Genomic DNA, 11990 nt, shown 5'->3' with positions numbered 1-11990 from the left:
CGGCTCCTCAGGATCGCAGCAGGATCGCGGACGTCGGGACACCCTCGCCCGCCGTCACCAGGCAGGTCGCGGCGTCCGGCACCTGGGCGGTGGAGCTGCCCCGGAGCTGTTTGACGCCCTCGTTGATCAGATTGAAGCCGTGCACGTACGCCTCGGACAGGCCGCCGCCGCCCGTGTTGATCGGGAGCCGCCCGCCGATCTCCAGGGACCCGCCCTCGGTGAACGCCGCGCCCTCGCCGCGCCCGCAGAAGCCGTAGCCCTCCAGGGACAGCGGGATGAGCGGGGTGAAGGCGTCGTAGATCTGGGCCACGTCCACGTCCTGCGGCCCGAAGTCGGCGTGCTTCCACAGGTGCCGGGCGGCGGTCCAGGCGGGGCCGGACAGGGGGTCGTCGTTCCAGTAGTTGACCATGCCGTGGTGCTGGGCCGGCAGGCCTTGCGCGACGGAGTGGACGTACACGGGCTTCTGGCGGCAGTCCCGGGCGCGCTCGGCGGAGACGATCACGCAGGCGAGGGCCCCGTCGGTCTCCAGGCAGTTGTCGAAGAGGCAGAGCGGTTCGCTGATCATGCGGGAGGTCATGTACATCTCGCGGGTCAGCGGGCGCTCGTACATCATCGCGGCCGGGTTCTCGTTGGCCCGGTTGCGGCAGGCCATGGCGACGTTGAAGAGGTGGTCGCGGGTGGCGCCGTACTCGTGCATGTACCGGCGGGCCAGCATGCCGATCTCGTCGGCGGGGCGCAGCAGCCCGAAGGGGCGCGTCCACTGTCCGGGGGTGGGCAGCTGGACGGCGGTGTTCTTCCAGGGGCGCGGGCCGGAGCCGCGTTTGCGCGAGCGCCAGGCGACGCCGACGCTCGCCTGTCCGGTGGCGACGGCGGCCGCGAGGTGGCCGACGGTGGCGCAGGAGCCGCCGCCGCCGTACCCGATCTTGGAGAAGAAGGTGACGTCGCCGGCGCCGATCGCCTTGGCCACTTCGACCTCGTCGGTCTCCTCCATCGTGTACGAGGAGAACGCGTCGACCTCGGAGGGGGCGATCCCGGCGTCCGCGAGGGCCGCGAGGATCGCACGGCAGGCCAATTCCTTCTCGGACTCGGGGAGCCGTTTGGCAAAGGCGGTCTGGCCTATCCCGACTATCGCCGTAGCGTCCTTGAGTGTTGCCGCCATCGCCACCTCCGGGGCTGCACCAGTACTGACAGCCGCGAAGGCTACAGCTAATCTGACGGATAGTCAGCTACCGGGAGGGGTGTGCGATGAGCGAAGACGCGCGGGGGGATCTGCGCTGGGGCAGCATCGCGGGACTGGTGCGCGAGGCGGCCGGACGGTACGCCGACCGCGAGGCCGTCGTGGACGGACGCGTCCGCATCACCTACGCGCAGCTCGGCGGGCGCGTCGAACGTGCCGCGGCCGCCGCCATCGCCGCCGGGGTCGAGCCGGGGGACCGGGTCGCAGTCTGGGCCCCCAACACCCTGGAATGGATCGTCTCCGCACTCGGCGCCGTCTCGGCGGGCGCCGTCCTCGTCCCCCTCAACACCCGTTTCAAAGGCTCTGAAGCCGCGTACGTGCTGCGGCGCAGCCGGGCCAGGCTCCTCTTCGTCACCGGCACCTTCCTCGGCACGTCGTACGTCGCCTCCCTGCGCCGCGCCGCCGCCGAAGGGCAGGGCCGCGGCCCGCTGCCCGGACTGCCGCACCTAGAACAGGTCGTCGTCCTCGCCGAGGACGCTCCCGAGGACTTCCGCACCTGGAAGGACTTCCTGGCCGGCGGGGACCGGATCAGCGCAGACACCGTGCGCGAACGCGCCGCGTCGATCCGCCCCGACGCCCCCTCCGACATCATCTTCACCTCGGGTACCACCGGCAGTCCCAAGGGCGCCGTCATCACCCACGCCCAGTCCCTGCGCTGCTACGACGTCTGGAGCGAACTCGCCGGACTGCGAGAAGGCGACCGCTACCTGATCGTCAACCCCTTCTTCCACACCTTCGGCTACAAGGCCGGCATCATCGCCTGCCTGATGCGCGGGGCCACGATGGTCCCCCAGCCCGTCTTCAACGTGGACACCGTCCTCGCCAACATCGCCGCCGAACGGATCTCCGTACTCCCCGGCCCGCCCACCCTCCACCAGTCCCTCCTCGACCACCCCCAGCGCGACCACCACGACCTGTCCGCCCTGCGCCTGGTCGTCACCGGCGCCGCCGTCGTCCCCCTCCGGCTCGTCGAACGGCTCCGCGGCGAACTGCACATCACCACCGTCCTCACCGCGTACGGGCTCTCCGAAGCCAGCGGCATCGTCACGATGTGCCGCCGCGGCGACCCGGCCGAAACCATCGCCTCGACCTCCGGACGGGCCATCCCCGACACCCAGGTCAAGATCGCCGACCAGCACGGGTACGCCCAGCTCGCCGGCACGGCCGGCGAGGTCTGGGTCCGCGGCCACCACGTCATGCAGGGCTACTTCGAAGAGCCCGTCGAAACCGCCGGGGCCATCACCCCCGACGGCTGGCTGCGCACCGGTGACGTCGGCGTCCTCGACACCGACGGCAACCTGCGCATCACCGACCGGATCAAGGACATGTTCATCGTCGGCGGGTTCAACGCCTACCCCGCCGAGATAGAACAACTCCTCGGCCTGCACCCCGACATCGCGGACGTCGCCGTCGTCGGAGTCCCCGACCCCCGCCTCGGAGAGGTCGGCAAGGCCTACGCCGTGCGCCGCCCGGGCTCCACCCTCACCGCCGACGACCTGATCGCCTGGTCCCGCAGGGAGATGGCCAACTACAAGGTCCCGCGCACCGTCGAGTTCGTCGAGGAGCTCCCGCGCAACGCGAGCGGAAAGGTCCTCAAGCGGGAACTGCGCGCGAAGAAATAGGCCAGAAGGGGGGAACAGTCGGCATTTCCCGCAGCACCCGGAGCCCGCAGGCAGGTCCGTCCGATAGGTAGCCGGTCGTGATCATCGGCTACTGCACGACGACGACCGCCCGCTGCCGATCCGCCGGCGGGACCGTACCTCCGACAAGGGCTGAAGGGGGGAGCCCGTGTCGACACGACGGATTCTCCGAATGAACCGACGGATGAACCGGGGCACGACGCGCGCCGCCCGCGGCTGGTCGCGCGCCCTGCTCCTCGCCCTCTCCATGACGCTCACGGTGCTCGCCCCCGCAGGTGCCGCCGCAGCCGAGCCGCGGCCCAGCGCCCCCTCATCGGCCGACCTCCCCTCGCCTTCGGGGGGCGAGGGGAAGCTGTCGCGTGTCGAGGTGAAACAGCACGTGGACGTACGGGCACTGCCCCGGCCCCAGCGCACCGGCAAGCCGCGGACACGGCCCCGCCTCGTCCCTCCGCAGCGGCGGGTGGGTCCGATGCGGCAGCCGAGCCTGCCGGTCACCACCGCGCTGCTGACCCCGAAGGGCGGGACGTCACCGAAGGCGGTGCCCTCGTCGGCCGTCGTGGAGAGGCTGAAGACGTTCTCCACGCTCGGGAACATCGACACCATCGCCCCCTCCGACACCAACCTCGCGGTCGGACCCACCTACATCGTCCAGTTCGTGAACCAGTCCGGCCAGTTCTACGACAAGGCCGGCAACGCCGTGGGCTCGCCCTTCGACCTGGGCGCCTTCTTCGGCTTCGCGGCGGACACGGGCGGCGACCCGCGCGTGCACTACGACGCGGGCTCCGGCCGGTTCTTCGCCTCCTACGAGGGGATCTTCTCGAACGGTGACGAGGTCGACGTCGCGGTCAGCGACAGCTCCGACCCCCGGGGAGGCTGGACCGTCTACAACGTCGGGAGCAACGCCTCCAACGTCCAGCAGGACCGGCCGCTGCTCGGATACAGCAACGACAAGGTCACGCTGGCCTGGAACAACTTCGACCTCAGCCAGCCCATGCCGCCGTTCCTGGGCGCGGTCACTGCCGTCGTCAACAAGGCGGACCTGCTGGCCGGCGCCGCGATCAACATCACGACGTTCGCACAGGACACCAGCCTGGCCGACGCCGTACCGGCCACCTCGCTGTCGGCGATCAACGACCAGATCTCCATGAAGCACACCGGCACCGACGTCACGGTGACCACGATCACCGGCGTGCCCGGCGTCAGCGCGGTCAACCGCGCCGTGAACACGATCGCCATCGGGACCGCCGACGCACCGCCGGAGGCCGTCCAGCCGCCCGGTGGTGATCCCACCATCGAGACCAACGACTCCCGGATGTTGTCGGTCGCCTGGCAGAACAACCACCTGTGGGGCGTCTTCAACGTCAGCTGCACCCCCCTCGGCGATACCGCGGTCCACACCTGCCAGCGCTACGTCCAGGTCACGACCGGCGGGACGCAGACCCTGGCGACCAACCTCAACCTCGGCCTCGTCGGCGGAGACATCTACTACGGTTCACTGGCCCTGAACGACGAGGACGACCTGTTCTCGGGCTTCACCGCCTCCTCGTCCACGATGTTCCCCACCGCCGTCGCGATCGGAGTGCCGGGCGGCAACTTCCCGGCGAGGACGTTCGGCGACTTCTACGCCGCGGGCTCGGAGGCCTACAGCTGCCGCTGCAACGGCGACAGCCGCTGGGGCGACTACTCGGGCACCGCACGCGACCCCAGCAACCCCAAGGACGTCTGGACGGTCCAGCAGATCGGCGCCACCGGCAACACCGGGATCTTCGGTGGCGACTGGGGCACCGCGATGGACCGCATCACGCTGTCCCCGCCCACCGTCACGAGCGTCACCCCGAACCACGCGCCCGAACTGGCGCAGTGCGTGAACACCGTGACCGTGCGCGGCACCGAATTCCCGACGAGCGGGACCACCGTCGCGTTCGGCTCCGTGGCTGCCACGAACGTGAACGTCACCGGGCCGCAGGAGCTGACCGCGCAGGTACCCCCGCAGGCACGGGGCACGGTGGACGTCACCGTGACCACGCCCAACGGCACCAGCCCCGTCACCGCCGCCGACCGCTTCACGTACGACGCGGACACGGCCGCACCGACCGCCTCCGCGAGTACCTCGCCCGCACCGAACGGCGCCGGATGGAACACCACCAGCCCGGCCACCGTCAACATCAGCGCCGTTGACGGCGCCTGTGGCTCCGGCATCCAGAAGATCACCTTCAGCGCGAGCGGCGCCCAGACCATCGCATCCACCGACGTGTCCGGCGCGAACGCCTCCGTCCCGATCACGGTGAACGGCGTGACCACCGTGACGTACACGGCCACCGACAACGCCGGGAACACCTCCGTGCCGCAGACGATCACGGTGCGCCTCGACACGGTGGCGCCGACGATCACCATCGTCCGTCCCGTGGCCGGCACGTACCTGTACCGGCAGGCCGTCACCGCGTCCTACTCGTGCACGGACGCCACCTCCGGGGTGGCCTCCTGCACCGGCACGGTGGCGAACGGCAGCCCGGTCGACACCTCCACCCTCGGGGCGCACACGTTCACGGTGAACGCCAAGGACGTCGCCACCAACCCGGCCACGAAGAGCGTCAACTACACCGTCGCGTACCGGATCTGCCTGCTCTACGACCCGAACAGGCCCCTGCGCCTGCTCGGCCAGGTCGTGATCAGCCTGCGGATCTGCGACGCGAACGGCAACAACCTCTCCAGCTCCGGCATCACCGTGACGGCCACCCGCATCACCGGCCCCGTCACGAGGACCGTCGGCGCCCGGATGCTCTACACCGCACTGTCCGCCGGCTACAGCCTCCCCGTCAGTACGCAGGGCCTGCCGAACGGAAACTACAACCTCGAATTCACCATCAGCGGAGCGGACACCACGACCCACGTGGCGCCCTTCACCCTGCGCTGACCCGCGGTACCCGTCGGCCCGGCCCCCGCAGCGGGAGCCGGGCCGACGTGCGTCAGGCCTTCCGGGCCAGGAGCAGCCGCCAGCGCGGGGTGCCGTCGCCCCGCCGGCCGAAGGGCTCCAGCGGCACCGTCTCCACCGTGAACCCGGCCGCCAGCAGGTCGGCGCGCACACCGCCCAGCGGGAAGGTCCGGTAGTACATGACGAACGGCGGGCGCCACACCGCGTTCCGCACCCGCATCGCCGCGTCGAAGCCCGCCACGGCCCACCACACGGCAGACGACGGCGGGATCGGCGCCCCGATCGGGAAGGCGAACACGCCGCCCGGGTGCAGGGCCGCGTGGACGCCGGAGAACAGGGCGGGCCGCTCGGCCGGCAGGAAATGCCCGAAGGCCCCGAAGCTCACGGCCAGGTCGTACGAGCCCGCCATCCCGGCCGGCAGCGCCCGCGCATCGGCCCGTACGAGGTCGAGGCGCTCGTCGGGATGCGCCCGCGCGGCCTCGGCCAGCATGCCCGCGCTCAGGTCCACCCCGGTCACCCGGCCCCGGCACAGCCGCCGCAGCATGCCGAGCCCCGCGCCGGTCCCGCAGCACACGTCGAGGCCGGCGTCGAAGGAGCCCTCGTACTGGGCGAGCGTCTCCTCGACCGCGTCGAGCATCCGGTCGGGGGTGCGGAACGGGGTCTGGTCGAACTTCGGCGAGAGCAGGTCGTACCCGCGCTCGACGGACGAGAGGGCCTGGACGGCGAGCTCGCGGACGGTCGGTCCCTGTGAGGTGAACACGGGCCCAGCCTAGGGCTCTCCACCCGCACACGGGCATGCGACGGCGGCCTCGGTGGCTCCCCCTCCGGGCCACCGAGGCCGCCGTCCTTGTGGTGCGTCGTGCTCCCCCGTAGTCCCCCGTTGGCCCCCCGTGGGTCCCCCCCCGTGACCCCCGTTGGGTTCCCCCGTATCCCCCGTGGTCCCCCCGTTGGTCCCGGCCCCCCGTATCCCCCGTGGGACCGCCCCCCCGTCCCCCGTATCCCCCGTGGGACGTCTTACGGACGCGGACCGGACGCGTGGTTGTCCAGCGTCACGATCTCCTCGTCCGAAGCGTGGTTGTCCTGCGGCTTGATCTCGATGCCGGAGGCGTGGTTGTCCATCGGCGTGATGTCGACGCCCGGTGCAAGCGTGCCGTCGAGCGGCTTGATCTCGATACCCGGCGCGTGATTGTCGAGCGGCCTGATGTCGCCGTCGTTCGGCAGGATGTTCTCGTTCGTCGTCATCGGTTCTCCTGATGGATGGGTCGGGCCCGTTCGGCGATTCCCCCGCGGACCGCCGAACGGGTGGTCCTCCAGCCGACTCTCGCGCCCCCCGACGCGGTGAGTCGATGTACCCATGGTGGCGGGCGGCGATAAACGAACGATGAATGCCTCGTTCAACCTGCGATCGACGCAGATCAGGCCGCTATCTCCGCAGCCAGCAGGGCTTGCACCTCGGCCAGTTCCGCCGACTTCAGCTGCTTGAAGACGACCTCCGCATCCCGCCAGCACACCCGCGCCCGGTCCCGCTGCCCCAGCCGGCGCAGCGCCTTGCCCAGCACCGTCAGCACGGTCGCCCGGCGCCACTCGCCACCGATCCCGCGCAACGCGATGGCCTGCTCGGCGTGCGCGGCGGCCAGCGTGGGCCGGTGCGCGGCCAAGTGGGCCTCGGCGAGCCGGAAGTGCGTCACGCCCTCCCACAGCGGCTGCCGGTTGTCGTGGAACAGCGACAGCGCCTTGGTGAGCTGCGTCTGCGCCTCACCGAGCCGGCCGGCCTGGGTGAGGGCGATGCCCAGCGCGTACCGGCCGTTGGCCAGGCGCAGGGTCAGGCCCATCCGGTCGTATATGGCGATGCCCTGCTCCGCGAGGTCGATGGCGCTCGTCAGCCGGCCCAGTCCGACGTGGATCCGGGACAGGTTGCACAGCGCGCTCGCCTCGCCGATGTGGTTGCCGTCGGCGCGGAAGTTCTCGATGGCCTCCCGCAGGTACCGCTCGCCGTCGGCGTACCGGGCCTGGTAGAGGGCGATGATCCCGCGGTCGTTGGGCGCCCAGCAGCTGGGCAGCGGGTCGCCGGCCTCGCGGGCGAGGTCCATCGCCTGGCGGGCCTCGTCGTCGGCCTCGCCGAAGCGGCCCGCGACCAGGTGGACGTTGGTGAGGGTGGTCCGGGCCCGGCCCTCCGCGTGCGGGTCCTTCGCGGCGTGCGCGGCGTCGCGCAGGGCCACGGCGGCGGACTCGTACTGCTTGGAGTTCGCCCCCGACTCGGCGAGGTCCTTCGCCGCCCACAGCAGGTCCACGGAACGGCGCAGCACGTCGACCACGCTGCCCTGACCTGTCGAGCGCACGGAGGCCTGCCGGACGCAGGCCAACAGCGGGTCCGCCTCGGCGTACAGCCAGTCGAGCGCGGCCCGCGGATCGCCGAAGCGCAGCCCGGGGTAGTGGGTGGCGGACAGGTGCGCGGGGAGCCGGTCACCGGGACGCTCCACCGCGTACACCGCGGAGGCGGTGGCCAGGTAGAAGTCCAGCAGCCGGTCCAGGGCGGCGTCCCGACCGCTCGGGGGCTGCTCGTCGCGCTCCGCGCAGGCACGCGCGTAGAGGCGTACGAGGTCGTGGAAGCGGTAGCGGCCGGGCGCGGCCGATTCGAGGAGGGAGCAGTCCACTAAGGCTTCGAGGAGGTCCTCCGTGTCGTGCTCGGGCAGGTCGAGCACGGCGGCCGCGGCGGCCAGCGAGATGTCGGGCCCGTCGGCGAGGCCGAGGAGGCGGAACGCGCGCTGCTGGGCGGGCTCCAGCTGCCCGTAGCCCAGCTCGAAGGTGGCTTTGACGGCGAGGTCGCCGGTCTGGAGCTCGTCGAGGCGGCGGCGCTCGTCGGCGAGCTTCGCGGCGAGGACGGACACGGTCCACGTGCGGCGGGCGGCGAGCCGGGAGGCCGCGATGCGGATGGCGAGCGGCAGGAAGCCGCAGGCGCCGACCACGTCGAGGGCGGCCTGGCGTTCGGCGCCGACCCGTTCCGCGCCGACGATCCGGGTGAACAGCTGGAGGGCCTCCTCGGGGCTCATCACGTCGAGGTCGACGAGATGGGCCCCGGCGAGGCCCGCCATGCGGACCCGGCTGGTGACGAGGGCGGCGCAACCCGCGGTGCCGGGCAGCAGCGGGCGGACCTGGGAGGCGTCGCGGGCGTTGTCGAGCAGGACCAGGACGCGGCGGCCGTCGAGCGTGGACCGGTAGAGCGCGGCCCGCTCGGCGGCGGTGTCCGGAATGGCCGTGTCGGGGGTGCCGAGGGCGCGCAGGAACGCGCCGAGGACGGCGACGGGCTCGGCGGGCCGCGGCTCGGTGCCCTGGAGGTCGACGTAGAGCTGGCCGTCGGGGAAGTGCGGGCGCGCGGCGTGCGCGACGTGCACGGCGAGGGTGGTCTTGCCGACGCCGCCGATGCCGGCGAGCGCGGAGACGGCCATGACCTGGCCGCCGACGCCGGCCAGGATCTCGCCGAGCTCGTTGACGAAGGTGGTGCGGCCGGTGAAGTCGGCGACGGTGGCGGGCAATTGGGCAGGCCTCACGAGTGCGGGCGCGGAGGCCGGAACCGGATCTTCGGCGCAGGCGAGTTCGGTGTCCGCGCGCAGGATGCGCTGCTGCAGCGCGGAGAGTTCGGGGCGGGGATCGACCCCGAGTTCGTCGGCGAGGAGCCGGCGGGTGTCCGCGTACACGGCGAGGGCCTCGGCCTGGCGGCCGCTGCGGTACAGGGCGAGCATGAGGAGCTCGCGCAGCCGTTCGCGCAGCGGGTGGGCGGCGGTGAGGGCGGTCAGCTCGGAGACGGCCTCGGCGTGGTGGCCGACCTCCAGGTCGAGGTCGAGGCGCGTCTCCAACAGTTGGAGCCGCCATTCCGCGAGCCGGGTCCGCTCGGTTTCGGCGTGTGGGCCGGGCACCCCGGCCAGCGGTTCGCCGTCCCACAGGTCCAGGGCGCGGTCGAGGAGCGTACGGGCGAGGGTGCGGTCGCCGGCGCTGCGCGCCTGATCGGCGTCGGCGGCGATGCCGCGGGCGATACCGAGGTCGAGGGTGCCGGCGGGCGTGTGGATGGCGTAGCCGCCGGACTCGGTGACGAGCATGCCGGGCGCGAGGATCTTGCGCAGGCGGGAGGCGTACGTACGGATCGTGGCGAGGGCCTGCTGCGGCGGGTCCTCGCCCCAGATGGCGTCGATCAGCTCGGGCGCGGTGGCGGTCCGGCCGCCGCGCAGCAGGAGCGCGGCGAGCAGGGCGCGCTGCTGCGGGGTGCCGGAGGGCAGCGCCTCGCCGCCGCGCCAGGCCCGGATCGGCCCCAGCACGGCGAACCGCGTGCCGCCGGGGCGTCCGTACGGCTGCGGATCGTCGCCGGCGCCCCCGCCGGTCCGCCCGGGCGAGGGCACCCCGGGCAGGGCCCCGCCGGGGTCGGCAGCCGGGACGCCGTCCGAGCCGTCCGCGGCGGCCGTTGCGCCGTCCGCGGCGGCCGTTGCGCCGTCCGCGGGGGCCGGTGTGCCGGTGGAAGCGGCGGTCGGTGTGCCGGTGGAAGCGGCAGTCGGGGTCTCGGTGGAAGTGGCAGCCGGGGTGTCGGGGGTGGTGGCGGGCGTGGTTCCGGGCGCGGCGTCGGGCGTGGGGTCCGACGCGCCGGGCGGAGTGGCCGAGGGGCCCGGCGAGTTGGCGGTCCGGGTCCCGGTCGTGGCGTCCGGCGCGGCAGCGGAATGGCGCCGGGCCGCCTCGGGGTGGTTCCGCTGGTGCGGGATGGCCGGTATGCCGTCCATCTGTCGTCCCCCCTGCCTTCCGTCGGTGTAAGGGCCAGTCTGCCCTGTCTTGCGCTTACCCGTCAGCCCGTGTCGGACCGATCACTCCCCAACTAGCTGACGGTTCGTCAGATCGGCGCTACCGTAGTCCACATGGAGACCTTCCCGAAGATCATCTCGGTGGACGACCACACGGTTGAACCTCCCCACGTCTGGCGGGACCGGCTCCCGTCCAAATACCGGGACTCCGGACCCCGGATCGTCCGCGCCCCCCTCAAGGAAATGACCTTCCTCGGCGGCAAGTTCGCCCCCGTGATGGGCGCCAGGGGTGACGACGGTCCGATCGGCGACTGGTGGGTCTACGAAGACCTGCACCGCCCCCTCACCCGGCTCGACACCGCCGTCGGCTACGACCGCGACGAGATCAGGCTGGAGGTGATCACGTACGAGCAGATGCGCCCGGGGTCCTTCTCGGTTCCCGACCGCCTCGCGGACATGGACGTCAACCACGTCCAGTCCGCCCTCTGCTTCCCCACCTTCCCCCGCTTCTGCGGCCAGACCTTCACCGAGGCCAAGGACCGCGAACTCGGACTCCTCGGCGTACGGGCGTACAACGACTGGATGGTGGAGGAATGGTGCGGCCCCGACGCCCGCGGCCGGCTGATCCCCCTCACCCTCATCCCGCTCTGGGACGCCCGCCTCGCCGCCGCCGAGGTCCGCCGCAACGCGGCCCGCGGCGTCCGCGCCGTCGCCTTCTCGGAGATACCGCCCCACCTCGGACTCCCCTCCATCCACACCGACGAGTGGGACCCCTTCTTGGAGGCGTGCAACGAGACCGGCACGGTCATCGCCATGCACATCGGCTCGTCCTCGCGCATGCCGTCCACTTCCGCGGACGCCCCGCCCGCAGTCGGCTCCACCGTCACCTTCGCCAACTGCTGCTTCTCGATGGTCGACTGGCTGATGAGCGGCAAGTTCGAACGCTTCCCCAACCTCAAGATCATGTACGCGGAGGGCCAGATCGGCTGGATCCCGTACATCCTGGAACGCGCCGACGTGGTCTGGGAGGAGAACCGCGCCTGGGGCGGCGTCGCGGACAAGGTGCTGCGCCCGCCGTCGGAACTCTTCGCCGAACACGTCTTCGGCTGCTTCTTCGACGACCCCTTCGGGCTGAAGAACCTCGACTCCATCGGAGTCGCCAACGTCCTCTACGAGACGGACTACCCGCACTCGGACTCGACCTGGCCCAAGTCCCGCGAGGTGGGTGAAGCCCAGATGGGCCACCTGGCGCCGGACGTCGTGGACCGCATCGTCCGCGGCAACGCGATCGACCTCCTCGGCCTGACCCCCGAAGGCCTGTGGCCGGGAGCCTAGCGGCCTCCCGCCGGGTCCCCTTGCGGCGAACGCGAACAACAAGGCATGCTTCGCCGGAGCAAAGT

The 11990-nt window shown here is 71.9% G+C and carries 7 protein-coding genes; 3 read left to right on the top strand and 4 right to left on the bottom strand.

Annotation, left to right across the window (positions count from 1 at the left end; translation table 11 throughout):
- Positions 1 to 7: 7 nt before the first annotated feature.
- Positions 8 to 1159 carry a lipid-transfer protein gene (locus OG974_RS19115; protein ID WP_327283909.1) on the bottom strand — a complete coding sequence of 384 codons (1152 nt, stop codon included), beginning with the start codon at positions 1157 to 1159 and terminating at the stop codon, positions 8 to 10.
- Positions 1160 to 1245: 86 nt separating this feature from the next.
- Between OG974_RS19115 and OG974_RS19110 the strand changes: the two genes are divergently transcribed.
- Positions 1246 to 2859, top strand: a complete 1614-nt coding sequence (locus OG974_RS19110) for a FadD3 family acyl-CoA ligase (protein ID WP_371643855.1) — start codon at positions 1246 to 1248, stop codon at positions 2857 to 2859.
- A gap of 190 nt (positions 2860 to 3049) precedes the next feature.
- Positions 3050 to 5791: an OmpL47-type beta-barrel domain-containing protein gene (locus OG974_RS19105; RefSeq protein WP_327283907.1), complete on the top strand. Its 2742-nt coding sequence runs from the start codon at positions 3050 to 3052 to the stop codon at positions 5789 to 5791.
- A 52-nt stretch (positions 5792 to 5843) separates the two neighbouring features.
- Here the strand turns inward: OG974_RS19105 and OG974_RS19100 are convergent, their stop codons facing one another.
- The 3 genes from OG974_RS19100 to OG974_RS19090 form a co-directional block, all read right to left on the bottom strand.
- Positions 5844 to 6569, bottom strand: coding sequence for a class I SAM-dependent methyltransferase (locus OG974_RS19100; RefSeq protein ID WP_371643853.1), 726 nt, complete (start codon positions 6567 to 6569; stop codon positions 5844 to 5846).
- Positions 6570 to 6823: 254 nt separating this feature from the next.
- Positions 6824 to 7051 carry a hypothetical protein gene (locus OG974_RS19095; RefSeq protein WP_327283905.1) on the bottom strand — a complete coding sequence of 76 codons (228 nt, stop codon included), beginning with the start codon at positions 7049 to 7051 and terminating at the stop codon, positions 6824 to 6826.
- Between the two features lie 173 nt (positions 7052 to 7224).
- The gene (locus tag OG974_RS19090) at positions 7225 to 10572 is read right to left on the bottom strand and encodes a BTAD domain-containing putative transcriptional regulator (RefSeq protein WP_371643851.1); all 3348 of its coding nucleotides are present in this window, start codon (positions 10570 to 10572) and stop codon (positions 7225 to 7227) included.
- Positions 10573 to 10704: 132 nt separating this feature from the next.
- On the opposite strand from OG974_RS19090, the gene OG974_RS19085 reads away from it, so the two are divergent.
- Positions 10705 to 11925: an amidohydrolase family protein gene (locus OG974_RS19085; RefSeq protein WP_371643849.1), complete on the top strand. Its 1221-nt coding sequence runs from the start codon at positions 10705 to 10707 to the stop codon at positions 11923 to 11925.
- The last annotated feature ends 65 nt before the right edge of the window (positions 11926 to 11990 follow it).

The organism is Streptomyces sp. NBC_00597 (assembly GCF_041431095.1).
Taxonomy (GTDB): domain Bacteria; phylum Actinomycetota; class Actinomycetes; order Streptomycetales; family Streptomycetaceae; genus Streptomyces.
This window is presented reverse-complemented; position numbering and strand designations above follow the sequence as displayed.

What these genes read in the sequence shown, in the direction of transcription:
- OG974_RS19115 (WP_327283909.1), bottom strand. Translation starts at nt 1,159, where the DNA reads ATGGCGGCAACACTCAAGGACGCTACGGCGATAGTCGGGATAGGCCAG.
- OG974_RS19090 (WP_371643851.1), bottom strand. Translation starts at nt 10,572, where the DNA reads ATGGACGGCATACCGGCCATCCCGCACCAGCGGAACCACCCCGAGGCG.
- OG974_RS19110 (WP_371643855.1), top strand. Translation starts at nt 1,246, where the DNA reads ATGAGCGAAGACGCGCGGGGGGATCTGCGCTGGGGCAGCATCGCGGGA.
- OG974_RS19095 (WP_327283905.1), bottom strand. Translation starts at nt 7,051, where the DNA reads ATGACGACGAACGAGAACATCCTGCCGAACGACGGCGACATCAGGCCG.
- OG974_RS19105 (WP_327283907.1), top strand. Translation starts at nt 3,050, where the DNA reads ATGAACCGACGGATGAACCGGGGCACGACGCGCGCCGCCCGCGGCTGG.
- OG974_RS19085 (WP_371643849.1), top strand. Translation starts at nt 10,705, where the DNA reads ATGGAGACCTTCCCGAAGATCATCTCGGTGGACGACCACACGGTTGAA.